The organism is Fulvivirga ulvae, from assembly GCF_021389975.1.
Classification (GTDB): Bacteria; Bacteroidota; Bacteroidia; order Cytophagales; family Cyclobacteriaceae; genus Fulvivirga; species Fulvivirga ulvae.
Window position 1 is genome coordinate 5,131,880 of the sequence record NZ_CP089981.1, and the last position, 23,445, is coordinate 5,155,324.

Consider the following 23,445-nt stretch of genomic DNA (forward strand, 5'->3'; position numbering starts at 1 on the left):
AAGGAGCATATACTTGGGAAACCTTACGTGCATTAGTATTTACCAAGTTTAATCATTTGGATCAATCGTCTTCCGGCCCTTGGGTATGTCCTTCATTTACACCTTCCGTGTTTAGTACATTATCTGTGTCGGGTATTATTTCTTCTTCCTGGCACGATGTAAAGGTTAATCCAAACATACTAAGCGCTGCAATTAATGCAATTTTTCTGATTTTCATTTGTTTCCGAATTTAAAGGGTTTAGTTGTATTTCGGGTCATCAGGCAATTGAATAAGACCCTCACAAATTTAATGGTTTCTCAAATCACCGTCTCATGGTACTTTTATGGCAATGTTACGCTGGTAATGAATCAGTTAGACTTATATCTGTTACTGTCAGACCACTAATGAGTTACCCATAGCAAGTAAAAGAAATTTTATCTAAACCGAGTCTCCCCAATTGTACTGCAATAGAGGGATGTGTAAAATTGCTTTCCTAAAGTGTCATTTTATAATAATATCTTACACGGAATTTTCAATAATAATCCACCGATACAATTAATTTGCATGCATAAAAGCGTATAATTCGCTTTTTGTAATTTATATTCAACGGCTAAATTAATACGGTTGCACAAACTCAATATTCCAATGCTGATCCGCTAAAAATACCCAAGGTTGGGTATTGACAGGGATACTACTGTAGAGTTACTTTTAGAATTGTTTACAAACGGAATTGTGGGGTTCGGAAAGTGTAAGGAAATATTGGGAAAGTTTTAGATGAATTATAGGTAAGAATGTCTAGAATTGATAAGCAAAAAAAGAAATAAAAATATGTTATCATTTATAGCCGTTCTATTCGGAACAATGTACCGAATGCACGGTTGCGAATAAGTTGAAAAATGTAAATTATGGAAGATAGTACAGCAAAAATTATGGTCGCAATTATAGCTTTATTGACAGCAATAATTGGAGGTGCGTTGATTTCTATAAATAGATCAAGGAAACGAAACACAAAATCTAGTCAAGACAATATAAAAATTAAAGGAAACAAAAACAAAGTAATTGGTGGAGATGACAACTCTAATAAATAATGTTAAAAAGCACTAATCAAAATAACGCGAGTATTGAAGGTTCGGGGAATAAGATTATAGGAGGCGATGATAAATCGCAAACAAATAATTATTATAGTTCAAGTGGAAAACTTTCATCTCTATTTGAAAAGCTAAAAGCAAGTTTTGATAATAGTCAGGAAATAGAAAAAATATCAGACGATTTAAAAAGGTACACCACACGAAGAGATACGATTGGCTTGGAACAGAAATTAAATGATGCTGGCAAAAGTTATTTGTACGAGGATTTTGCTTGGTTAAAACAAGAATTTCATAAAAAACTTGTTTATTATCAAAATTATGAGCCAGCTCAAGAAATCTTTGCATTTATTTTAGCCATTGTACTTGAGAAGTACATTCATTTAATAAAGCCAATGTTGAGAGATGGAGTGTCAGAAAGAGTGATATTGTCAACTATATCTAAAGATATAGTAAAACCAATATTAGACTTAATAGAAGTCGAAGTGTAAGCACCTCCGTAAATAGGACAGTTTAAAAGTAGAGAAAACAACTTAAATTTGAACTGTTTTTATGAAAAGGAAAAGATTTTCACCCCAGCAGATTGCCAGCATCTTAAAGGAGTTTGATGCAGGAAAAACGGCAGCAGAGATCAGTCGTGAACACGGCGTTAGCCAGGCTTCATTTTACAAGTGGCGTCAGCGCTTTGGCGGAATGGAAGCTTCAGAGCTTCGCAAGCTGAAGGACCTTGAGGAAGAAAACCGAAGGTTAAAACATATGTATGCTGAACTGGCCCTTGATCTCAAACTTGCTAAAGAGATTATAGAAAAAAAGCTTTAAAGCCCTGTCATAAAAAGCAGCTCGTTAAAGAAGTGCAGAAGGAACTGAACTGTGGCATCAGCAGGGCGTGCCGTGTGCTAAATCTAGCCAAATCGGTATATTATTATCAGTCTATTAAGAATGATGAGCCTATAATATCAGCATTGCAGGCAAAGGCTGAGCAATTTCCTCGCGAAGGTTTTTGGAAAGCATTTAATCGCCTCAGAAATGAGGGTAATGAATGGAATCACAAGAAAGTTCATCGTATCTATAAAGCGTTGGGTTTAAACTTGCGTAGGAAAGTAAAGAGGAGATTGCCAGCAAGAATAAAAGAACCTCTGGAGGTGCCTGCTGCACTTAACCATACATGGTCTATTGATTTCATGAGTGATGCCTTATTCAATGGGCGTAAATTCCGCTCTTTCAATGTTATGGATGATTTTAATCGAGAAGCTTTGCATGTAGAGATCGATTATTCTTTAAAGAGCAATAAAGTGGTGTGGGTTTTAAATCACTTAATTAAACGCAGAGGGAAACCTTCGCGCATACGTATGGATAACGGTCCAGAATTTATAGCGGCATTAACACAAGAATGGAGCCGTATGCACGCAATAGAGTTCATTTATATTCAACCAGGTAAGCCTACTCAAAATGCATATGTTGAGAGACTGAATCGTACCTATAGAAACTATGTGCTTGATGCTTATGTGTTTGATTCTATAGATGAAGTACGACAAGCCACTGAAGATTGGATGTATGATTACAACTTTGTGAGGCCACATGAAAGCTTAAATGATAAGAGTCCTGTACAATACGCACAAGTGGCGTTAACAGTGGATAACTCTATCGAGTTACCCACAATTAACACCTATTATAACAATAATAATTAATAGAAATCTATACTTTTATGGAGTCCTAAAACGGGGGTGCTTACACGAGCAGCTAGGATATTTACCAAACAGACACTTACGAGTTTATCTTTGGATAGATTATTACCATGCCAAGATTTCCTGACCAATGAAAAAAGTGACTTTTTGGACACTTCATCTATAGCCTCTTTAAGCAGAAACATTATGGAAGGGATTGCTAAAGAGAATAATTAAAGACATTGATGTCAAGGAGTTTATTGGACTTGTATTATTGTTTGTTGGTCTTGTGATTTATGTAATTTACCTTCCTGGTACTGTTGAATATGATAACGCCAAACAGGTAAGGATAACATTGAGTGAAAACCCAAAATATGATGAAGATATAGAAACGGGGTATGATTACAGATTTACCCAATCAAAAAACGAAAGTTTAACCATCTTCCCACTATTGTTTTCAAAATAGCTTTAATTTGCACCGCAGTTGCTATCTGTTTCATAGAGGTAGTAAATAAGTAATAGTAAAAACTTTATATCGGCGCATTCTTGGCAGGTCCTGTTAAAATTTCCGGAGTAATTATTACCTATAACGAAGAGCGTAATATCGAGGCGTGCATCAACTCGCTGATCGATATCGTTGATGAGGTGGTTGTGGTTGATTCGTATAGCAAAGATCAGACAGAGGAAATCTGTAAAAGGCTGGGGGTTAGGTTTGTTCAGCATGCCTTTGAAGGACATATTGAGCAGAAGAACTTTGCCATGGATCAGGCCTCTTACGACCATATACTCTCTCTGGATGCCGATGAGCGGGTGTCGCCAAAAATGAAAGCGTCCATTCAGGCGGTGAAGGATAACTGGCAGGCAGATGGCTATGTTTTCAACCGGTTTAATAACTACTGCGGGGCCTGGCTCAGGCGCTCTTGGTATCCTGATAAAAAACTCAGGCTTTGGGACAGGCGAAAGGGTAAGTGGGGAGGTACTAACCCACATGACAAAGTAATCGTCTCCGGGGAAGTGGAAAAACTAAAAGGCGACCTCCTTCACTATGCTTATGAGAACCTGGAGGAGCATTATGAGCAGATCAAGAAGTTTGCCATTATAGCCGCACATGCCAAGTTCAGGCAGGGGAAGAAGGCCAACTTTATTTTTCACGTGATATTGAGTCCGCTGTATAAATTTTTCAGGAAGTACGTACTCAGGCTGGGGTTCCTGGATGGGTATTACGGCTTCATTTTTAGCGGATTGACTGCATATCTGAACTTTATGAAGTATTTGAGGCTTTGGGAGTTAAACCGTAACCAAAAGAGAAAATGAATCAGGATTTGAAGATAACGGTAATCATGGCCACCTACAACATGCCCGAGTGGCTGGAGAAGGTTATTATCGGTTATGAAAACCAGACCTATAAAAATTTTGACGTGATCATTGCTGATGACGGATCGGGTGAAGAGACCAAAAAGATCATTGATGCGGCTAAGGAACGGTCTATAATTAAGATCAACCACCTTTGGCATGAAGATGAAGGCTACAGGAGGCAAACCATCCTGAACAGGGCCATTACAGAAGCAAAAAATGAATACATCCTGTTCACCGACGGTGATTGTATACCCAGAAAGGACTTTGTAGAAGTACACGCCAATCTTGCAGAGAGAGGGCGGTTCCTGTCAGGAGGCTACTGCAAACTACCTATGGAGCTGAGCAAGCTGATCAGCAAAGACGATATACTTACCCAGCGCTGTTTTGATATAAAATGGCTCAGGGAAAATGGCCTTACTGGCTCATCTCAGTTAAGAAAGCTGGGTGCCCAGGGTAAGTGGGCCGATTTCCTCGATTTTGTTACCCCTGCCAATGCTTCATTTAACAACTGTAATACCTCTGCATGGCGCGAAGACCTGATCGAAGTAAATGGCTATGATGAACGCATGAGGTACGGTGGGCCAGACAGGGAGATCGGTGAGCGACTGGAGAACAAAGGCATTAAAGGAAAGCAGATCAGGCACCGGGCCATATGTGTACACCTGGATCATGCCCGTGGCTATAAAACAAAAGAATCATTGGAGCGCAACCTGGAGATCAGGAGAAATACCCGCAAAACAGGCGTGGTCAAAACCCCTTACGGAATAGAAAAACTTAACGGATGAAGATTTTAATCGTTTTTGATAAAACTATACCAGTAGCCAAGTATGGTGGCATCCAACGCATTGTATGGTGGCTGGGCAAGGAGCTGGTCAGGCAGGGACACAAAGTTATTTTTCTGGTAGGAGAGGGTTCATCGTGCCCGTTTGCAGAAGTTAAAATATACAATCCGGAAAAGCCTCTCAGGGAGCAGATACCTGATGAAGTAGACCTGGTGCACTCCTACATCCCTGTAATGGAGGAGCTGAATAAGCCATACCTCGTACACATGGAGTCGAATACCAAAAAGCCGGAGTACGATATCAATACTGTATTTGTGTCCAGGAACCATGCAGAGCGGCACCATGCTACCTGCTATGTACATAACGGTCTTGATCCGGAAGATTATGGACGTCCGACATTTAAAAAGAAAAACTACCTCCATTTTCTAGGTAAAGCAGCCTGGAGAGTGAAAAACGTTAAAGGAGCCATAGAAGTAGCCCAAAAGAGTGGCAATAAGCTCCATGTCATTGGCGGTTCTAGGGTGAACTTTCACATGGGCTTCAGGTTTACCATTGACCCAAACATGCGCTTCCACGGCATGATTGGCGGTGAAAAGAAGAACAAAGTAATGCAGGAGTCCAAAGGCCTCTTGTTTCCCGTGATATGGCATGAGCCTTTTGGTATCGCCATTACCGAGAGCATGTATTTTGGTTGTCCTGTATTTGCCACGCCTTATGGCTCTATACCGGAAATTGTAGATAAAGAGTCAGGGTTTCTGACGGCGAACAAAGAAGAGCTGATCAACTACCTTAAAGACCCTGCTGATTTTAACTATCAGGGCATCCATGAGCGGGTGATGGAGTATTTTTCGATTACACCGATGGCCAATTCCTTCCTGAAATTGTACGAGAAGATCATGAACGGAGAAACGCTAAATGCCTCTAAACCCTATTTTGAGAAGGATAGTGAACCGAAATTCCTGCCTTTTGCCTGATAACAGCTCTATACAATCTCCCCCGGTGGCTGTCCTCAGACAGCCACCTTTCTGTAGGATAATTTCAGTTTGAGCCACCACCTGCTGCCAGTGTTTCTGAACAGTCAGGCATTACCAAACTTCCGGAGGTTTAGTAAAGCCGCAAGTTAGTTTTGTCTGCTGCTGTCCTAAATAAGGGGTCCAATTCAGAAGATGCGGGTATAGTATAGGATTGATCGTTAGGACTTGAACAGTGCCTGTTGCAACCAGGCAAATAACTCCATGAGCCAGGCTACACCCACGTGGATGATCACGCCCCCCAAAATGCTGCGACTCTCATAGGCGATCACGCCGAGTATATAACCACCGAAAATAGAGCTGATGGCTTCTCCTTCCGGTTTGCCGAAATGTAAGAAGCAATACGTTACTACCATGGGGATAACCACATTTCTACCCATTAGAGATGCCAGGCCCAGGATCATGAAGCCCCGGAATACCAGCTCAATAGTCAGGAAATTCCATCCGTAAGCCAGCTCATAGATTATGGCCGGTACCCACTCAGGCACGCCCAGGTAAGCGGGGGAGGGGTTGGCTTTATAAATGGGGTAAAAATTGCTGAAATTGTCAATAAAAGAGGCTGCTATCAGCAAGGGCACCATGATTAGCAGCAGGAATACATAAGGTTTGTAGTCAAAGCCTTTTAGTGTGAGCCCGTAAAAGCTCTCCAGTTTCTGATCCAGTGCTTTATAAATTACCCATAGCGGGATGATCGTGGTAAATATATTGATCAGGTTTTTACCCACCTTTTTTGCCCAGTAGTGCAGTTGGTAGCTTAGCTCCTGATTGACGAGTATCTCATGATAATGGAAGGCAGCATCCAAAGCCAAAATAGCCAACACTGATGCACTTTTGATCCAGAAAACCTTGTTGCTGAGCAGTGACCGGTTCTTTTTGAAGCTTACCATGATCAGTACCGCCGAATAGTAGGCAAAGCCATAGAAAAGGAAGTAATAGAGTATCCTTATGTTGCTGCCGTGGTAACTGTCTATAACCGAGTCTTCAAAGTCGAAGTAGTAATTGAAAATGAGCGAAAAAGTGAGGAATAAGGCAATTGCGCTGTAATAGCCCGGGCTAAAATCTTCCCTGAGGTGGCCTTTCAGATAATGAAGTATCTTTTTCAAGGTTGTAACTTACAAGGTAAAGAGCGCTTCATACACTTTATTGACCGGCAGACCGACCACGTTAAAAAATGACCCTTCTATCTTTTCAATGCCCACCATGCCGATCCACTCCTGAATACCATAGGCTCCTGCTTTGTCATAAGGGAGGTAATTGGTAATGTAGTAGTCAATTTCCTCTTCGGATAACTTTTTGAAATACACTCGGGTAGTATCGTCAAAAACAATCTGTTTGTCACGGCTTTTAATGCATACCCCTGTAATTACCTCATGCTCTGTACCAGATAGCGCTTCAAGCATGCGTCTGGCATCGTCATAATTTTCAGGCTTGCCCAGGATCTGATCATTCAACTTTACAATGGTGTCTGCCGTAATGACCACCTCATCCTTCAGGTCATTGCCATAGGCATTACCTTTCTTGGCGGCAAGGTATTTGGCTACTTCTTCGGGAGGAGTGTCCTCAGGATACGATTCATCTACCTCTTTGGTCTTTATCTCAAACTCAAAGCCTGCATTGCGGAGAAGCTCCTGGCGGCGTGGAGAGTTAGAAGCAAGAATGAGGGGGCGATTGAAATTCATCATCTTTTATAGAGCTAAATAAGAAACCGCAGATTACTTTCGGGTAAAAATATGTCGATTTTTGAGGCATCAGATAACCACTGTAGCATACCTTTTTTACATCGTTCATGGTGATGTCATTGGTAATGATCGCCATTTGAGCCTCATCGCGGATAACTTTTGCGAGACAATCACTGAAGCTACGGTCAAATTCTATATTTTCCGATGTGCGTTGGTTCTTGCCTTGTATTCCCAATATCTTCTCAATAATGAAGTAGTGCATTACCGTAAGGTCCAACTTTTTTATTTCATCGGGGAAATTCCATTTTAATGCAGATATTTTCTCAGGCTTTAACCTTACTTTATAGGCGTAGTCCTTGAAAAGCAATCCAAAAGCCCATTGTTTACCTAATATGATCTCATTGATATTATAAGCATCTTCAACCGGTTTGATGATAAAGTCTTCACTGAATTTCTCCATGAGTTTCTTTTCATCAAAGCCACTGATATTCTTGATAAGGCGATGTGTTGGTAAAATCCTCAGATCACCCGCTTCAGTATTAGTCAGGAACATCAAATGGTAATTATAACCCTCGTCGCCTTTGTGCCCTTCCCGTTGCATCATCTTTTTACGATACATCAAAGAGCCCTCATACCGGTGATGTCCGTCAGCCAGTATGATCTTCTTATCTTTGATAACCTCAAGGAATTTTTTAATAACCCCTGCGTCATGAATAACGCTCAGTACATCCCTTACTCCCTGGTAATCCTCTGTTTCAAATAATGGATGCTTCATGCTGTCATCCATGTATTTTTCCAGCTCAAAATCCTTATCAGTATAGAGGCCGTGTGTGGGACTCACATTGAGGTGTGTTTTTTCGAGCAGGTCGATCCGGTCATTTACAGCCTTTGGGATAGTATTTTCATGTCTGAGAATAACTTCTTCATCCCAGTCGTAAGCCCTGATATTGCAAATAAAACCTTTGCGGCAATACTCCTTATGGCTACCTGGTAAGGTAAAATACTGGTAGTAGACGTAGATACCATATATAGGATCCTGTTCTATAATCCCTTCATTTTTCCACTTTTCCAGCAGTAAAGCAGCATTATCGGCTGCATTTTCTCCTCTGGGAACGGAGAGGTGGATGCTGTTATATGGATTTTGGTATAGCTTTCCCCTTTGCCGGGGAGATACCACATCAAAGAGGGGAGAGGTGAGTTCGTCAATTCCGGAGGTTAACTCGCTGTTATAACGCCACGCTCTTAAAGGTTTTATTTCGGCCATGGGTAGATTATTGCTAGTTTCTGGCCCTCTGTTTCCATTTGCTTCGAGGGGTGGAATTAGCTGCTTTTTGAGTTTTGTGTTGTTTAGTATCTTCGAGAAGCATGGCAGCGAGTGCTGCAGCTATCATCTGCTCGTCGTTTTGCTCTTTTGTTTCCAGTTTTTCCGGAGAAAAGTGTCTTTCTACAAAGGTGGTGTCAAAATTTCCAGAGGTAAAAGCCTCATGGTTCAGCACAAATCTTCCGAATTCGAGAGTAGTTTCGATACCACTGATTTCGTATTCCTCAATGGCCCTCAGCATTCTTTGGATGGCGGCCGGCCTGTCTTCGGCGTACACCGTAAGCTTGGCAATCATCGGGTCATAGTAGATAGGTATATCCATGCCCTGTTCAAAACCGTCGTCAACACGCACACCCGGGCCTTCAGGTCTTATATATTTATTTAATCTGCCAATATCAGGCAGGAAGTTGTTTTTCGGATCTTCGGCATACACTCTCAATTCCAAGGCGTGACCGTTAAAAGAAAGGTCTTCCTGTTTAAACTCCAGTTTCGAGCCTTCCGCTATTTTAACCTGTTCTTTAACCAGGTCGATTCCGGTAATTTCTTCGGTCACCGGGTGCTCTACTTGCAGTCGGGTATTCATTTCCAGAAAATAAAAATTGAGCTTATCATCTACAATAAATTCAACTGTACCTGCTCCATAGTAATTACAAGCTTTGGCAACACGAACAGCCGCCTTTCCCATGGCTTCCCTTACTTCAGGTGTAAGTACCGATGAAGGCGCTTCTTCTATAACCTTCTGGTGACGTCTTTGAATAGAGCACTCCCTTTCAAAAAGGTGGATTATGTTGCCGTGCTGGTCTCCCAGGATCTGGAATTCAATATGGCGAGGGGAGGTTACAAACTTTTCAATAAATACGGAGCCATCTCCAAAGGCTGATTTTGCCTCGCTGATAGCCCTTTTCATCTGCTCTTCAAACTCCGATTCTTTGGTTACAATCCTCATACCTTTACCACCACCACCGGCGCTGGCTTTGATCAGGATCGGGTAACCAATTTCTGCGGCAATACTTTTTGCTTCATCGATATCATCAATGGCCTTTTCAGTACCAGGCACAAGCGGCACATCATACTTTGCTACGGCAGCCTTAGCAGCCAGCTTGCTTCCCATGGTTTCTATGGCTTCCGGGGAAGGGCCTATGAATATAATGTTATTTTCAGACACCAGTTTGGCGAATTCTGCGTTCTCTGACAGAAAACCATAACCAGGGTGTATGGCATCTACATGGAGGTCTTTGCACACTTTTATGATCTTATCGCTGCGTAGATACGATTCGGCAGAAGCGGCCGGCCCCAGGCATACGGCTTCATCTGCATGCCTGACATGCAGGGCGTTACGGTCAGCTTCGCTATACACGGCAACGGTTTTTATGCCCATTTCCCGTGCAGATCTAATGATTCGTAATGCTATTTCGCCCCTGTTGGCGATGAGTATTTTCTGGATTTTCTTCATGTCAAATGGCCTCAAAAATGAATCACAATGCTAATTAAATATTTGTTATTTACGAAATTGAGGCCGCATTAAAAATAAACGCGCCTTTTTGACAAGACCATTATTAATGTTAGATTTGTGTGCTTTTTATAAGTATATGGACGTTTTATAATAAAACTTATTTGTAGTGGATCTATTTGATAAATTAAAAGTAGAAGAGGGCGCTTTAGGTCAACATTCGCATCTTCCTAAAGATTATTTCATGTTCCCTAAACTGGAAGGAGATATAGCTCCAAGAATGAAGTTTAATGGGAAAGAAGTATTGACGTGGAGTTTGAACAACTATTTGGGGTTGGCAAACCACCCGGAAGTAAGAAGAGTTGATGCTGAAGCTGCTGAAAGATGGGGACTTGCATATCCTATGGGCGCCAGAATGATGTCAGGAAACTCCGTTCATCATATCGAGCTTGAGGAAAAGCTGGCAGAGTTTATAGATAAAGAAGCGGTAATGCTTCTTAACTATGGTTATCAGGGTGTATTATCAATCATTGACGCCGTAGTAGACAGAAAAGATGTTATTGTATATGATGCGGAATCTCACGCCTGTATTATAGATGGTGTAAGACTGCACATGGGTAAACGCTTCGTGTTCCCCCACAATAACATTGAAAACCTTGAAAAGCAGCTTCAAAGAGCCAAGAAGATCACTGACGAAACAGGCGGTGGTATCCTTGTTATTACCGAAGGTGTTTTTGGTATGTCAGGCAACATGGGTAACCTGAAAGACATTATTGCCCTTAAAGACAAATACCAGTTCAGACTTTTTGTTGACGACGCTCACGGTTTCGGTACCATGGGTAAGACAGGAGCAGGAACAGGTGAGGAGCAAGGTGTTCAGGATGGTATTGATCTTTACTTCTCTACATTTGCCAAGTCTATGGCCAGCATCGGAGCTTTTGTGGGAGGTAACAACTCTATCATTCAGTATCTGAGATACACGATGAGATCTCAGATCTTCGCCAAGACGCTCCCTATGCCGCTTGTAATAGGAGCCTTGAAAAGACTGGAGCTTTTGAGAACGCAGCCTGAATTGAAGGATAACCTTTGGAAGGTTGTAAATGCTTTGCAGTCCGGTCTTAAGAAACACGGTTTCGATATAGGAACCACTAAATCCCCTGTAACACCTGTATTATTTAAAGGTGGACTGGGAGAGGGTGCCAACATGGCTATGGATTTGAGAGAGAATTACAACATATTCTGCTCAATGGTAATTTACCCTGTTGTACCTAAGGATGTGATCATGCTGAGATTGATCCCTACTGCTGTACATACTCTGGGAGATGTAGAGGAAACAATTAACGCTTTTGCCGCTGTTAAGGAGAAACTTGACAATGGCGTTTACAGAAGAGAGGAAATTATCGCAATAACTAAGTAAAAAAGTTAAAAAAAAGACCGTTTTTGGTTTAATTATAAACATTTTGCTTATATTGCCTCCTCAAAATTAATAGTAGAAAATTTTCAATAACCTTAAAATTTTATCACGTATGAACAAATTTGCTCAACTTAGAGATTTAGTAATGTCATTGGAGTCTGACTTCGAGAAATTCTACGATAAGAATAATAACGCTGCTGGAACTAGAGTTAGAAAAGGCATGCAAGATCTGAAAAACCTTGCTCAGGAGATCAGAGTTGAAGTTCAAGATATGAAGAACAAAGGATAATCTAATTCTTTTAAGCAAATAAATAAAAAAGGGACAACACAAGTTGTCCCTTTTTTAATTTAGGGCATTTCACCCTTAAAAGACCTGCTTCCCGAGGCATACATCTTTCAGACAGGGACATTATTTGTTAGAAAGGCAGCCAACAGAACTAAATTGCGGCTTTACTAAACTTCCGAAAGTTTGATAAAGCTGAACTGTTCAGAAGCATGTGACCGTAGGTAATACATAAAGACCGATGAAATCTCACCCTTCCAGAGGCACCGTATTCAATTTTTTAACAAAGGCCGCACCTTTTACTGATAAATAGCACCCTTTCAAGGCTGGGAGTTGAATCAATTAAAAACCTGTAAAGTGAAGCTTGTTTCTGAAAAGCAATAAACCGCTTCGAGGTTTGCCAACTGTTATATAGCAGACAAACCTGCTTTCATCTGGTGCATAGCCTTGCTGATCTGTTCCTGTAAATCCTCAGAAGCCGAGATAAGTGGTAACCTTACAAAGTTATCGCATACACCAAACTCCTTGAGTACTTGTTTAATTCCTACAGGGTTGCTTTCGGAATACATGAGTGGGTTGATCTCTAGCAATTGGAAAGCAGCGGCAGATGCTTTTTTGTAGTCGTTAGCAAAAGCAGCGTCCTTTATTTCTTTAAAGATATCGGCAAATCCATTGGCCAGCACTGAAATAACACCAACTGCACCAATAGAATATAATGGCACTGTAAGCATATCATCTCCACTGATCAGCATAAAGTCTTCAGGTTTGTCCCTGCTGATTAACATAGCCTGCTCCAGATTGCCGGAGGCTTCTTTTACGCCAATGATATTTTTGTGCTTTGCAAGCCTCAAAGTAGTTGAGGCTGAGATGTTAGAGCCTGTTCTTCCCGGTACATTATAAAGTATTACCGGCACCGGAGATGCATTTGCAATAGCGATATAATGCTGATAGATGCCTTCCTGAGAGGGCTTGTTGTAGTAGGGGCTGACAGATAAAATTGCACTCACACCGTCAAGGTCTGTCGACTTGATGGTTTTGATGACTTCTTCTGTGTTATTTCCACCTATGCCATAAACGACAGGTAGCTGATGCGGATTGTTTTGCTTGGTGTAGTTGAGTATCTCGGCCTTGTCCTTAGCAGAGATGGTGGCAGATTCTCCGGTTGTGCCTTGAACGACATAATAATCGACGCCCTTTTCTGCTGTAAACTTTAGCAGGTTTGTCAGTCCGTCAAAGTCAATATTTCCCTGGCTGTCAAATGGTGTTACCAGTGCTACACCTGTACCGTATAATTTATGCATCAACTTAATATTTTAGTATACTTATACATTTCATCAGCCAGCTGTTGAATACTACTGCCGTTTTGGGTTTGTATCATCAACTCACAGAGCTGATTGTTCACTTCATTGAATTTTCCGATCCTGCATTTAGCCTTGCTCATGGCCAAAATGTTTGTGATCAGCGGGTTGCTTTTCTGGTCCAGGTAAAAAAGATAGTCAAAAGGCTTTTCTATAAAAGTATGAACCTGATCTGCCGTGAAGTTTCCCCACATAGTTACATCCTTGTCGCTGAAAAAATCAAAAAGGAATTCAAAGTTTTCCTTGCCTTTTGGGAGAAATGCCAATACCTGAACTTTCTTTCCGTCTTTTTCAAGCTGCCTAACCAATTGCTTGATTGTTTCATGCTTGGCGAGGTCATCTATAGTAAAAACAATACCAATGCTTTTCGCCAGCTCATAACTTACACTGCTACGGGCTATTTTACTCTTTTTAACCAGAGCTTTGGTTTTATATGAAAGTATCTTTTTGCTAAGCATTGTATTCTATTTGAGCATAGCTTCAAAATCAGGCTCCGAAATTATCTTTACTCCCATTTTTTCTGCTTTATCCTTTTTAGCTGGCCCCATTTTGTCGCCAGCCAAAAGAAAGTCCAGTTTTCCTGATATGGCCGAGATTACTTTACCTCCGTTGTCCTGGATGACCTTTTTGAGCTCATCACGGCTATACCTTTCAAACACGCCCGAAATTACGAAAGTTTTGCCATCTAAAATATTAGATACCTGGGTATTATCAGCTTCTTCCAATTCCATGCTAACGCCGGCAGCTTTAAGGCGCTCTATTTCCCTGACATTTTCCGTGTCTTTGAAAAAGTCCAGCACACTTGTGGCAATCCTTTCGCCTATTTCAGGAACATTGATGAGGTCATCGAAGCTTGCGCTGATGATGTTATCGATATTCTTAAAATGAGCGGCCAGTTTTTCTGCCACGGTTTTACCTACGAAGCGAATGCCCAAAGCAAAAAGTACACTATCAAAATTAGTTGTTTTTGAAATTTCAATGCCTTTAAGTAAGTTATTGGTGCTGAGCTCTTTAAAACCTTCCAGCTGATATACCTGTTCAAAAGTAAGGTCATACAGGTCGGCAGGGCTTTTGACAAAACCTTTTTCGAAAAGCATATGAATAGTACGCTCACCCAGTGAGTCTATGTCCATGGCTTTTCTTTGGATGAAGTGCTCTATCCTGCCTTTGATCTGTGGCGGGCACCCTTTGGTGTTGGGGCAGTAGTGTACGGCTTCTCCTTCTACACGCTCCAGCGCGGAACCGCATGCAGGGCAATGGCTGATATATTCTACGGGCTGTAATCCTGGTGTGCGGGCTGTAAGGTCTACACCGGTGATTTTTGGTATAATTTCCCCTCCTTTCTCTACAAAAACCATATCACCAACCCGCAGGTCCAGGCGTTGGATCTCATTGGCGTTATGGAGTGAAGCCCTTTTAACGGTTGTGCCCGCAAGAAGTACAGGCTGTAGTTCTGCCACGGGAGTAATAGCTCCGGTACGGCCTACCTGGTAGGTAATGTCTTTTAGCCTTGTGGCGGCACTTTCTGACTTATATTTGTAAGCAATTGCCCAGCGAGGGCTTTTGGCCGTAAATCCCAGTCTTTCCTGTTGCGAGAAGCTGTTAATCTTGATTACGATGCCATCGGTGATCAGTGGCAGTTTATTTCTTTCTTCTTCCCAATCCTTTATATATTTCAGTACTTCTTCGATGCTTGCACACTTTCTGAAGGTAGGGGACACATTGAAACCCAGATCAATTAACTTTTGAATTGCTGCGGCGTGGGTATCCACACCGAGGTTTTCACCACTCATGGAGTAGAGGTAGCAATCGAGTTTTCTCTTGGCAACAGCAGCAGAGTCCTGCATTTTCAATGTGCCTGAAGTTGTATTCCGGGCATTGGCATAAGGCTCTTCTCCAACGCCCTCACGTTCTTTGTTCAGTTGCGTAAAGACCTTGTTGGGCATAAAAGCCTCTCCCCGGGTCTCAAACTCCTGAGGGTAATCACCTTTTAATCTGAGCGGAACAGACCGGATTGTCTTTACATTGTTGGTGATATCATCACCTCTTACGCCGTCTCCACGGGTAACACCTCTGACAAGCATGCCGTTTTCATAGGTAAGGCTAAGCGCAACGCCATCAAATTTAAGCTCACAGAAGTACTCATATGACTCACCGTTCAGCCCTTTGGCCACGCGTCTGTCAAAATCCTCCAGCTCTTCTTTTGAATAAGTGTTGCTCAGGGACAGCATTGGAGTTTTGTGGTAAACCGTATCAAAGTTTTTAGTGATCGTACCACCTACCCGCTGGCTTGGTGAATCGGGATATTTGAACTCAGGGAATTTGTTTTCCAGCTCTATCAGTTTTTCCAGGAGCATATCAAACTCGTAATCTGATATTTCTGAGGTATCATTTAAATAATACTGTTCGTTGTAGTGGTCAATTTTTTTTGTGAGATCAGCTATCTCCCGTTGTGCTTCTTCCTTAGTCATGTCGTACTTGTAAATGCCCGTAAATCTAACCAAAGTCTGTAAAAAAAGGAAAGATGAATCTCATTCGAAATTCATCTTTCCTCATCATCCTGATATGCAGGTTTTATTATTTTGTGGGATCTTCAAATGCTTTCATGGCACTTTTTAAATCCATACTATTGTTAGACCTGTCAATGTCAGCCATTCTGTCTGTAGGGTCTATCTCAATATTCTTTATTTTGGACGCGGCATTGTTGATCTTTAATGTGTAGGTAGGGTAGGTCCATGGCCACGCTTCCTTGTTCATGCGCTGAATTTGAGTGTTTTCCACCTCTTTTGCTCCTCTCATGATTCTTAAAGGAATATAATAGATCTCTTTTGAGCCATCTTCATACTCTACATACAGGTCTACTGGCATCATCATCTCTCCGATACGTTCCAGGGTTACGTAAGTGGCATCACCATCACCAACCACTGTTCTGATACCGTAATCGATTTGGTCAGTTGTGTAAACAAATTTTTCAAGGTACCAATCCAACTGTATTCCTGAAGTTTTTTCCATCACCCTTATAAAATCAATTGATGTGGGATGTTTGAACTTCCAGGTGTTAAAATAGTTTTTCATCCCCTTCATAAAGGTTTCATGACCAATAATATAGCTCAGCTGGTGCAGGAAAACAGCTCCTTTTGAGTAGGAGTTGATGCCGTACGACCTGTTGGTGTGGTATTGGTCTGCATGTGTGGTCAAAGGCTCCTCCTTGCCACTGCTGGCCATGAAGAAATAGCCTCTGTACGATCCTTCATGAGCGTTGCGGTCACTTTCAGGGTCGAACAAGTGTTTCATTATGACATCCGAAGCATAAGAGGTAAACCCTTCATCCATCCACGGGTACAGGCTTTCGTTGGTTGCCAGCACGCCCTGGTACCAACTGTGTACCATTTCATGTACAGATACGCCAATCAGGCTGTTTAAATTTCTGTTACCGGTGATAAGCGTAGCCATAGGGTACTCCATACCTCCGTCTCCACCCTGGATAAACGAATACTGGTCATATGGATATTTGCCGAAGTTCTCGCTCATAAACTGCATAGCTTTGACCATGAACTCAGGAAGCTTTTCCCAGTTCTCTTTATTTTCTTCGGTTTCCTGATAGATAAAATGCAGGGTAGGGCCGTTAGGCACCTGAGCTGTGGTATGTTTGTAATCAGGGTCTGCAGCCCATGCAAAGTCATGTACATTAGGTGCTTTGAAGTGCCAGGTAAGTGGTTTGTCAGCTTGTTTTACCTCAGCCCCTGCTTTTTGGTAGCCATGGCCAATTTTGTCGGGATTTTGCAGGTAACCTGTTCCGCCAACTGTGTATGAAGGATCTATGGTGATCTTCACATCGAAATCGCCCCATACACCATGAAATTCTCTACCAACATAAGGGTTAGTATGCCACCCCAGGTAATCATATTCGCTCAATTTAGGGTACCATTGTGTCATGGAATAGGCTATTCCCTCGGCACTATTGCGGCCTGATCTTCTGATCTGCAAAGGTACCTGGGCTTCAAACTCCATTTCAAAAGTAGTTTTACTTCCGGGAAGGATAGGCTTATTTAACCTTACTTCCAGTATTGTACCCTCAACTTTATAAGTCACTGTTTTGCCATCCTGTTTCAATGATTTGATATGCTGGTAGCCAATTTCTTCATCCTTCAATTGGGATATGCGGCTTCCAACCCTGCTATCCGGGTCTTCGATATTTAATGAGCGTACATCCATCATGCTTCCCGGCTGAAATGCATTGAAGTAGAGGTGGTAGTATGCTTTGTTCAGGGTGTCAGGAGAATTGTTATAGTAAACCAGTTTCTGCTTGCCATTGAACCGGTGTGTTTTTACATCCATGTCTATTTCCATGGTGTATTCTGCTCTTTGCTGCCAGTACGACTGTGATTTTGGCTGAGCCATCCCCAGAACTGGGATCAGTAATAAGTAGCTTAAAATGAGTCTCTTATAAATATACATTAAGATTTACGTTTAAGTTTAATCGAATTTGGGGCAAAATATCAATTTAGATGTTATTATCAAATTGTAATGTGAAGGACGGTAAAATCACTCCATATCATTCAGGGTCTGATTCAGGTCATCTTCGGTGCTTTTTAGTTTGCTTTTACAATCCTTAATTAAAGTTGCCGCTCTTTTTACAAGTACTGAAAGTTCATCTATATCAGTTTCTCCTGATTCTATCTGGTGAATGATTTTTTCTATTTCTTCAAGTGAATCTCTATAACGGGTTTCTTTCTTAGCCATTTTTATCTATTTGGGTTTCTACGGTACTGATAATGATTTTTCTGGCACTCACTGTTTTCATTTTATCTCCGGGCTTTATCTCTGCTTCTGATAGGGCTTTGCCATTGACTGTGGTAAATGTATAGCCTCTTTTCAGAATGGTATCCGGATCTAGCAAGTTCAGGGACGTTTGTGCCAGGTTAAGTCTTTTCTGATGGTTTTGAAGCTGGTTTAGGGTATGGATTTTTAGTCTCTCATTTAAATGGTCAACACGATAGAGTCTTGCAGACAGTTTATCCCTGGCACTAGCCTTGAGCTGATAACCGAGTGTGCTGAGTTGCTGTGTGTGTAAGTTAAGTGCATTATTGGTATAATGATATATACGGGCGAAGGCGTCATCCAGCTTTTCTTCAAATGCCCTTACACCACTGATCAGGAATTCTGCGACGGCAGTGGGTGTTTTCATCATGGTGTGGGCTACAAGGTCTGCAATGGTTTCATCCCTTTCATGCCCGATGCCTGTGATTACCGGTAGGGTAAACTGTGCAATGTGAGTGGCCAGGTCGTAATCGTCAAAACAGTCAAGGTCAATCTGGCTTCCTCCACCACGAATGATAATAAGTGCATCATATTCTTCCTGGGAGTTATGGATTTGCAGGATAGCGTTGATAATAGACTCACACGCCTTATCGCCCTGCATAATGGCTTTATACAATTTAACTTTGAACCGATAGCCATAACTATTTTTGGTAATCTGGTCCATAAAATCGCCAAAGCCTGCGGCAGTAGGAGAGCTGATAATGGCAATACGTTGGGGAACTACAGGAAGCTTATGGCTTTTGTTCATATCAAAAACACCATCTTCTACAAGTTGTTCTATGATCTTCTTTCTTCGCTGCGCCCGCTCGCCCAGGGTATAATTAGCATCAATATCCCTTACATTGGCACTCAGGCCGTAAAGCTCGTGAAACTGGACCGTAACGTTGCAGAGTATTTTCAACCCTGGCTGTAGTGCCTGCCCCGTAATGCCCTCAAACCAGGTAGACAGGTTTCTATACGTATAGGCCCAGATGGTGGCACGCATTTTGGCAATCACCTTATCGTCAGCCTTTTCTACCAATTCCAGGTAGCAGTGTCCCGTTTGATTGGAACGCATTTCACCTATTTCTGCCACCACCCAATAAGAGGGCTCCAGATTGGTGTCCAGCGCTTCTTTTACAAGTCTGTTGAGGTCAAATAGTGTTAGATGTTCCATGGTTCAGAGCATCAAAACTATCCAATATTTGGCAGTATACCGTGGTGATTGCGTTGAAAATTGGAATGCTGTAATGTATTGAAGTTTTCTACTCCGTCACAATTACTTTTAGGCTCGAAACCGTCCTTTTAGCCAAGCCTTGAGTTCCACACATCCTCTCCACTCCCGCAGTCATCCTGATGAAAGGAAGGATCTACCTAAGTTGGTTACTGCTGGCCGTTCAGCTTGTGCAGGCAACTGAGTTAGATACTTCGCAGGCTCAGTATGACTAGGGGGAAAGACTTAAGTAGTGTTTACTTTTACTATGTTCGATCTTCAAAGCCACCACCTCGCAAACCTTCTGCACACTGCAAGTCCACCCCTGCAGTCATCCTGACGAAAGGAAGGATCTACCTAAGTAGGCTGTTGCTCTCTGTTCGGTTTGTGCAGGCAACTGAGTTAGATACTTCGCAGGCTCAGTATGACCAAGGGGAAAGATTTAAGAAGTGCTTACTTTTACTATGTTCGACCTTCAAAGCCACCACCTCGCAAACCTTCTGCACACTGCAAGTCCACCCCTGCAGTCATCCTGACGAAAGGAAGGATCTACCTAAGTAGGCTGTTGCTCTCTGTTCGGTTTGTGCAGGCAACTGAGTTAGATACTTCGCAGGCTCAGTATGACTAGGGGGGAAAGACTTAAGTCGTGTTTACTTTTTAGCATTTACATGTCCCACCTTCAAAGCTACCAACTCACAAATCTTCACCCTATAAGTCCACCCTTGCAGTCATCCTGACGGAAGGATCTACTTAAGTTGGTTGCCGCTTACTGTTCAGCTTGTGCAGGTAACTGAGTTAGATACTTCGCAGGCTCAGTATGACTAGGGGGGAAAGACTTAAGTAGTGTTTACTTTTACTATGTTCGATCTTCAAAGCCTCCACCTCGCAAATCTTCTGTACCCTGCAAGTCCACCCCTGCAGTCATCCTGACGAAAGGAAGGATCTACCTAAGTAGGTTGCTGCTTACTGTTCAGCTTGTGCAGGTAACGGAGTTAGATACTTCGCAGGCTCAGTATGACTAAGGGGGAAAGACTTAAGTAGTGTTTACTTTTTAGCATTTACATGTCCCACCTTCAAAGCTACCAACTCACAAATCTTCACCCTGCAAGTCCACCCCTGCAGTCATCCTGACGAAAGGAAGGATCTACCTAAGTGTGTTGCTGCGTACGGTTCAGCTTATAGAGGCACCTGAGCTAGGTACTTTGTTGACTTAGCATAGATCACTTATATGGACTTATTCAGAAAATGCATATGAGGGTTAGTACTTCTGATAAGTGCTAATTTTTTAGTCCTGGTCCAGCCTTTTATTTCCTTTTCCCTTTCAATGGCCTGAATGGCAGTGTAGAAGGATTCATAATAAATCAGGTTATAGCAGAAATACCTGCCAGCGAAGGTCTCCGGTTTGCCACGGTTTTGGTAGTGTTCATACATTCGGGCATACAGATCATTGGTTATACCCGTGTATAAAACTGTTCTCTTGGGGTTGGTCGTAATGTAGGTAAAATAGTTCATATAAGTGCATGAGGGGCAGTTTAGAAAAACAATAAATTTATTGTGGCACTAACTTTTCTGAGCAGTGTTTGACCGACACCTGTTAATTTAATAGCAATCAACAAAAGTAGTTGGCAAACTAGAAGGATAAATAGCAATGGACACGATTTGCTAATTTTTAGCTTGGTTCGGGAGCAAGTAATACATAAACCTGGCCATGGATTTCTATCACATAGCCAAGCATCTCACTCAGTATTCTTCCTGAGTAAGTAAAACCGGTAAGTTAACTGTAATTATATCTCCCTCAATGTCTCAAACAAACCGGCATTTTTGCCTTTAAACCTCACTACCAGTAAGGGGTGGTTCATCTTGTCATTTACCATTTTTTCTGCAAGGCTACCCAGGAACAGGGCAGCGGCTGCAGTTCTTCCTTTGGCCCCGATAATTATAAAATCTGCATTGATTTCATCGGCTAGGTCATAAATATCACTGGCAAGGTTGTCATTGGTATCCAGGGAATATACCTCATGTACTTTGATTCCCCTGGGATCTATCTTTTTAATGAACTTATTAAAGGACTCCCTGGCATTCTTCTTCATGATCTCAGCGAATTCCTTAAACGATTTTCCTGTATAGTGGTATCCTGCGGGCACGTTGTAAACATTCTGGCAGTATATTTCACCTTTACTTCCTGTTTTTACCGCGAAGTCTATAGTCTGTGTTAAGGCGAGTTTTGAGTAGTCGGAAAAGTCGATAGGAACAAGAAACTTGTCCACCTTTGGTGTTACGTTTTCAGGTACAATCAGCAAATTACAGCTGGCTCGTCGGGCCAGTCGCATTGTAGTTACTCCGGTACCATCCAAAGTTTTTTTTCTGCCCGATTATAATGAGGTCGGTTTGTGATTTATTAGCAATATCAAGTAACATCGGAGCCTGACCTTGTTTAACAAGATAAGTCACCTTTACTTTCTTTTTGGGTTTAAAGTTAGCTTTAACAGCCTCTTTTATCTTGTCTTTTCTATCCTGAATAGCACTGGCAACAATATTCGGAAATTCTTTTTTTACATCGCTGGGGACGTTGAGGTTACGCACAATATTTACGAATTGCACTTTTTCTGCCGATGAGTGATCAACCAGAAATGAGGCGTATTCGATTAGTGTAGCATCTAGTTTTGAAGTATCAAGTCCGACTAAAAGATTCTTAAATGGTTCCATAGGTTTACGATTGCTGGCGCAAAATTAAGTCAATAAATAACTTTACACTGAGATTTTTGCACTTTTATTAACAATATTAATTTTTAATTTTAAGGAGTTCGTCAGCCAGTATTTCGATATGCTCCTTTGAGTGGGTAGGGAAGTTGGCTATTCGTATGTGTTTGTCTTTAAACTTTCCATACCCGTTGCCAATAACAAAGGATTTTTCAGAAAGTTTGGAAATGATTTCCTTACTTGGGATTGCTGTGTTAGCTACCAGGGTAGTTTTGGACCTGTGTACTTCACTAGTCACAAATGGCTGCAGAATTTCTGATTGTTCAAACGCCTGATAAAGCACCGCTGCTTTATATTCGGTTTCTCTTCTTATCTGGTCTATACCTTTGTTTGCCATATCTGTGGCTACCTTACCAAGTAAATATACTCCCAGCACATTTGGCGTTTCAGGGGTCTGGTTCTTTATTCCTTTTTCCAGCAAGGATGGCAGACTGTGATATGAGCCAATAGTGCGGTTTTTATTCATTAGGCTTTGTGCTTTTTGGAAACACCTGTTATTGACTATCCATACACCGAGGCCTGCAGGTAAGCCGAAGCATTTTTGCACTGAAAAATAGGCTGTATCTACCATGCTATAATCTACATTTGCATAGGGCGCGGAAGAAACCACATCAAGAGCTATCAATTGATCAGGAAAAGCTTTTCTGATCTTTTTAATATCATCGATAGGCTGGCTTGCCCCAGTGCTGGTTTCATTTTGAGTAACAGCAATTAATTCTGCTGTTTCCGGGATGAGCAATTCTTCGGCTTCTACTACTTTGCCCTCTTCAGCCACCTGGGACATGGCATTGATTTGATAATTTTCTGCTATTTCCAAAAAGCGTCTGGAAAAAGCACCATTGATGAGATGGAAGGATTCCGCCTCTACAGTATTCTGAATAATCCGTTCCCATATCTCAGTAGCCGAAGAAGTAAAAAAAATGTGATAATCATTCGGTAGGACCAATAAAGAGCGAATGGCTTCAATGGTTTGCTGATGAATTTTTTCGTAGTCTTTACTGCGGTGGGATATAGAAAGGACATTTTCCTTTAATGCATTTTTCATGTGTTCCTCTACCGTGTAATACAGTTGAGAGGGGCCGGGTGTAAAGTAGAATTTTCTCATATGATAGTTGGTGCTGATAGCAGGGGCCAAAAATAGTCAATCACAATTCATATTGGAATAATATAGGAGCAAATATTAGTAACACTATCATAATAGCTGATTCAAATTGGAGTAACGATTGCTCACTACATTTGCAATGTATGGGTTTATTTAAGATACCCTTT

The 23,445-nt window shown here is 41.7% G+C and carries 24 protein-coding genes; 9 read left to right on the plus strand and 15 right to left on the minus strand.

Going from position 1 to position 23,445, the window contains the following annotated elements:
- Window positions 1-61: 61 nt before the first annotated feature.
- On the minus strand, window positions 62-217 hold the full coding sequence (locus tag LVD17_RS21685; protein WP_233761227.1) for a hypothetical protein: 156 nt from the start codon (window positions 215-217) through the stop codon (window positions 62-64).
- A 668-nt stretch (window positions 218-885) separates the two neighbouring features.
- Between LVD17_RS21685 and LVD17_RS21690 the strand changes: the two genes are divergently transcribed.
- From LVD17_RS21690 to LVD17_RS21720, 7 genes are all read left to right on the plus strand, one after another.
- Window positions 886-1,068, plus strand: coding sequence for a hypothetical protein (locus LVD17_RS21690; protein WP_233761229.1), 183 nt, complete (start codon window positions 886-888; stop codon window positions 1,066-1,068).
- Entirely contained in the window at window positions 1,068-1,556 is a 489-nt protein-coding gene (locus LVD17_RS21695) for an ABC-three component system protein (protein ID WP_233761231.1), read from the plus strand. The genes LVD17_RS21690 and LVD17_RS21695 overlap by 1 nt, the downstream gene beginning before the upstream one ends.
- Before the next feature lie 61 nt (window positions 1,557-1,617).
- Window positions 1,618-2,753 (plus strand): IS3 family transposase gene (locus LVD17_RS21700; protein ID WP_233761233.1). Its coding sequence is split into 2 segments (ribosomal slippage): window positions 1,618-1,879 and window positions 1,879-2,753, totalling 1,137 coding nucleotides; the frame shifts between segments, so codons are not numbered across the junction.
- Between the two features lie 193 nt (window positions 2,754-2,946).
- Entirely contained in the window at window positions 2,947-3,195 is a 249-nt protein-coding gene (locus LVD17_RS21705) for a hypothetical protein (protein ID WP_233761235.1), read from the plus strand.
- An 80-nt stretch (window positions 3,196-3,275) separates the two neighbouring features.
- On the plus strand, window positions 3,276-4,043 hold the full coding sequence (locus LVD17_RS21710; protein WP_233761237.1) for a glycosyltransferase family 2 protein: 768 nt from the start codon (window positions 3,276-3,278) through the stop codon (window positions 4,041-4,043).
- Window positions 4,040-4,870: a glycosyltransferase family 2 protein gene (locus LVD17_RS21715; protein ID WP_233761239.1), complete on the plus strand. Its 831-nt coding sequence runs from the start codon at window positions 4,040-4,042 to the stop codon at window positions 4,868-4,870. Before LVD17_RS21710 ends, LVD17_RS21715 begins: the two co-directional genes overlap by 4 nt.
- The gene (locus LVD17_RS21720) at window positions 4,867-5,841 is read left to right on the plus strand and encodes a glycosyltransferase (protein ID WP_233761241.1); all 975 of its coding nucleotides are present in this window, start codon (window positions 4,867-4,869) and stop codon (window positions 5,839-5,841) included. Before LVD17_RS21715 ends, LVD17_RS21720 begins: the two co-directional genes overlap by 4 nt.
- Window positions 5,842-6,059: 218 nt before the next feature.
- Here the strand turns inward: LVD17_RS21720 and LVD17_RS21725 are convergent, their stop codons facing one another.
- Genes LVD17_RS21725 through accC form a run of 4 tightly spaced genes read right to left on the minus strand, consistent with a single transcriptional unit; the run spans window position 6,060 to window position 10,351 of the window.
- Window positions 6,060-7,001 carry a CPBP family intramembrane glutamic endopeptidase gene (locus LVD17_RS21725; protein WP_233761242.1) on the minus strand — a complete coding sequence of 314 codons (942 nt, stop codon included), beginning with the start codon at window positions 6,999-7,001 and terminating at the stop codon, window positions 6,060-6,062.
- Between the two features lie 9 nt (window positions 7,002-7,010).
- Window positions 7,011-7,580: a Maf family nucleotide pyrophosphatase gene (locus LVD17_RS21730; RefSeq protein WP_233761244.1), complete on the minus strand. Its 570-nt coding sequence runs from the start codon at window positions 7,578-7,580 to the stop codon at window positions 7,011-7,013.
- Complete coding sequence (locus tag LVD17_RS21735) at window positions 7,543-8,841, minus strand: DUF1015 domain-containing protein (RefSeq protein WP_233761246.1); 1,299 nt, start codon at window positions 8,839-8,841, stop codon at window positions 7,543-7,545. The genes LVD17_RS21730 and LVD17_RS21735 overlap by 38 nt, the downstream gene beginning before the upstream one ends.
- A 13-nt stretch (window positions 8,842-8,854) precedes the next feature.
- Window positions 8,855-10,351 (minus strand): acetyl-CoA carboxylase biotin carboxylase subunit, encoded by a 1,497-nt coding sequence (accC, locus tag LVD17_RS21740; RefSeq protein WP_233761248.1) that lies wholly within the window; start codon window positions 10,349-10,351, stop codon window positions 8,855-8,857.
- Window positions 10,352-10,517: 166 nt separating this feature from the next.
- Between accC and LVD17_RS21745 the strand changes: the two genes are divergently transcribed.
- Together LVD17_RS21745 and LVD17_RS21750 are read left to right on the plus strand one after the other, a co-directional pair.
- Window positions 10,518-11,765, plus strand: a complete 1,248-nt coding sequence (locus tag LVD17_RS21745; protein WP_233761250.1) for an aminotransferase class I/II-fold pyridoxal phosphate-dependent enzyme — start codon at window positions 10,518-10,520, stop codon at window positions 11,763-11,765.
- A gap of 109 nt (window positions 11,766-11,874) precedes the next feature.
- Window positions 11,875-12,051, plus strand: coding sequence for a BF3379 family histone-like protein (locus LVD17_RS21750; protein ID WP_155170884.1), 177 nt, complete (start codon window positions 11,875-11,877; stop codon window positions 12,049-12,051).
- A 401-nt stretch (window positions 12,052-12,452) separates the two neighbouring features.
- On the opposite strand, the gene dapA is transcribed toward LVD17_RS21750, so the two are convergent.
- From dapA to LVD17_RS21800, 10 genes are all read right to left on the minus strand, one after another.
- Window positions 12,453-13,346: a 4-hydroxy-tetrahydrodipicolinate synthase gene (dapA, locus tag LVD17_RS21755; protein ID WP_233761252.1), complete on the minus strand. Its 894-nt coding sequence runs from the start codon at window positions 13,344-13,346 to the stop codon at window positions 12,453-12,455.
- Complete coding sequence (locus LVD17_RS21760; protein WP_233761254.1) at window positions 13,346-13,861, minus strand: DUF6913 domain-containing protein; 516 nt, start codon at window positions 13,859-13,861, stop codon at window positions 13,346-13,348. Before LVD17_RS21760 ends, dapA begins: the two co-directional genes overlap by 1 nt.
- A 6-nt stretch (window positions 13,862-13,867) precedes the next feature.
- A complete protein-coding gene (gene ligA, locus LVD17_RS21765) occupies window positions 13,868-15,874 on the minus strand; it encodes an NAD-dependent DNA ligase LigA (protein ID WP_233761256.1) in 2,007 nt (668 codons plus the stop codon).
- 106 nt (window positions 15,875-15,980) lie between these two features.
- On the minus strand, window positions 15,981-17,861 hold the full coding sequence (locus LVD17_RS21770) for a M1 family metallopeptidase (RefSeq protein ID WP_233761258.1): 1,881 nt from the start codon (window positions 17,859-17,861) through the stop codon (window positions 15,981-15,983).
- Between the two features lie 87 nt (window positions 17,862-17,948).
- The gene (gene xseB / locus LVD17_RS21775) at window positions 17,949-18,146 is read right to left on the minus strand and encodes an exodeoxyribonuclease VII small subunit (RefSeq protein ID WP_233761260.1); all 198 of its coding nucleotides are present in this window, start codon (window positions 18,144-18,146) and stop codon (window positions 17,949-17,951) included.
- On the minus strand, window positions 18,139-19,380 hold the full coding sequence (xseA, locus tag LVD17_RS21780) for an exodeoxyribonuclease VII large subunit (RefSeq protein ID WP_233761262.1): 1,242 nt from the start codon (window positions 19,378-19,380) through the stop codon (window positions 18,139-18,141). The genes xseB and xseA overlap by 8 nt, the downstream gene beginning before the upstream one ends.
- Window positions 19,381-20,640: 1,260 nt before the next feature.
- Window positions 20,641-20,928 carry a GIY-YIG nuclease family protein gene (locus tag LVD17_RS21785; RefSeq protein ID WP_233761264.1) on the minus strand — a complete coding sequence of 96 codons (288 nt, stop codon included), beginning with the start codon at window positions 20,926-20,928 and terminating at the stop codon, window positions 20,641-20,643.
- A 272-nt stretch (window positions 20,929-21,200) separates the two neighbouring features.
- Window positions 21,201-21,770 carry a universal stress protein gene (locus tag LVD17_RS21790; protein WP_233761266.1) on the minus strand — a complete coding sequence of 190 codons (570 nt, stop codon included), beginning with the start codon at window positions 21,768-21,770 and terminating at the stop codon, window positions 21,201-21,203.
- Complete coding sequence (locus LVD17_RS21795; protein ID WP_233761268.1) at window positions 21,718-22,122, minus strand: universal stress protein; 405 nt, start codon at window positions 22,120-22,122, stop codon at window positions 21,718-21,720. Before LVD17_RS21795 ends, LVD17_RS21790 begins: the two co-directional genes overlap by 53 nt.
- A 76-nt stretch (window positions 22,123-22,198) precedes the next feature.
- Entirely contained in the window at window positions 22,199-23,281 is a 1,083-nt protein-coding gene (locus LVD17_RS21800) for an aminotransferase class V-fold PLP-dependent enzyme (RefSeq protein ID WP_233761270.1), read from the minus strand.
- Window positions 23,282-23,445 lie beyond the last annotated feature (164 nt).

What these genes read in the sequence shown, in the direction of transcription:
- LVD17_RS21720 (WP_233761241.1), top strand. Translation starts at nt 4,867, where the DNA reads ATGAAGATTTTAATCGTTTTTGATAAAACTATACCAGTAGCCAAGTAT.
- LVD17_RS21795 (WP_233761268.1), bottom strand. Translation starts at nt 22,122, where the DNA reads ATGGAACCATTTAAGAATCTTTTAGTCGGACTTGATACTTCAAAACTA.
- LVD17_RS21760 (WP_233761254.1), bottom strand. Translation starts at nt 13,861, where the DNA reads ATGCTTAGCAAAAAGATACTTTCATATAAAACCAAAGCTCTGGTTAAA.
- LVD17_RS21695 (WP_233761231.1), top strand. Translation starts at nt 1,068, where the DNA reads ATGTTAAAAAGCACTAATCAAAATAACGCGAGTATTGAAGGTTCGGGG.
- xseB (WP_233761260.1), bottom strand. Translation starts at nt 18,146, where the DNA reads ATGGCTAAGAAAGAAACCCGTTATAGAGATTCACTTGAAGAAATAGAA.
- LVD17_RS21735 (WP_233761246.1), bottom strand. Translation starts at nt 8,841, where the DNA reads ATGGCCGAAATAAAACCTTTAAGAGCGTGGCGTTATAACAGCGAGTTA.
- LVD17_RS21685 (WP_233761227.1), bottom strand. Translation starts at nt 217, where the DNA reads ATGAAAATCAGAAAAATTGCATTAATTGCAGCGCTTAGTATGTTTGGA.
- LVD17_RS21770 (WP_233761258.1), bottom strand. Translation starts at nt 17,861, where the DNA reads ATGTATATTTATAAGAGACTCATTTTAAGCTACTTATTACTGATCCCA.
- LVD17_RS21690 (WP_233761229.1), top strand. Translation starts at nt 886, where the DNA reads ATGGAAGATAGTACAGCAAAAATTATGGTCGCAATTATAGCTTTATTG.
- accC (WP_233761248.1), bottom strand. Translation starts at nt 10,351, where the DNA reads ATGAAGAAAATCCAGAAAATACTCATCGCCAACAGGGGCGAAATAGCA.
- LVD17_RS21730 (WP_233761244.1), bottom strand. Translation starts at nt 7,580, where the DNA reads ATGATGAATTTCAATCGCCCCCTCATTCTTGCTTCTAACTCTCCACGC.
- LVD17_RS21785 (WP_233761264.1), bottom strand. Translation starts at nt 20,928, where the DNA reads ATGAACTATTTTACCTACATTACGACCAACCCCAAGAGAACAGTTTTA.
- LVD17_RS21750 (WP_155170884.1), top strand. Translation starts at nt 11,875, where the DNA reads ATGAACAAATTTGCTCAACTTAGAGATTTAGTAATGTCATTGGAGTCT.
- dapA (WP_233761252.1), bottom strand. Translation starts at nt 13,346, where the DNA reads ATGCATAAATTATACGGTACAGGTGTAGCACTGGTAACACCATTTGAC.
- xseA (WP_233761262.1), bottom strand. Translation starts at nt 19,380, where the DNA reads ATGGAACATCTAACACTATTTGACCTCAACAGACTTGTAAAAGAAGCG.
- LVD17_RS21800 (WP_233761270.1), bottom strand. Translation starts at nt 23,281, where the DNA reads ATGAGAAAATTCTACTTTACACCCGGCCCCTCTCAACTGTATTACACG.
- ligA (WP_233761256.1), bottom strand. Translation starts at nt 15,874, where the DNA reads ATGACTAAGGAAGAAGCACAACGGGAGATAGCTGATCTCACAAAAAAA.
- LVD17_RS21715 (WP_233761239.1), top strand. Translation starts at nt 4,040, where the DNA reads ATGAATCAGGATTTGAAGATAACGGTAATCATGGCCACCTACAACATG.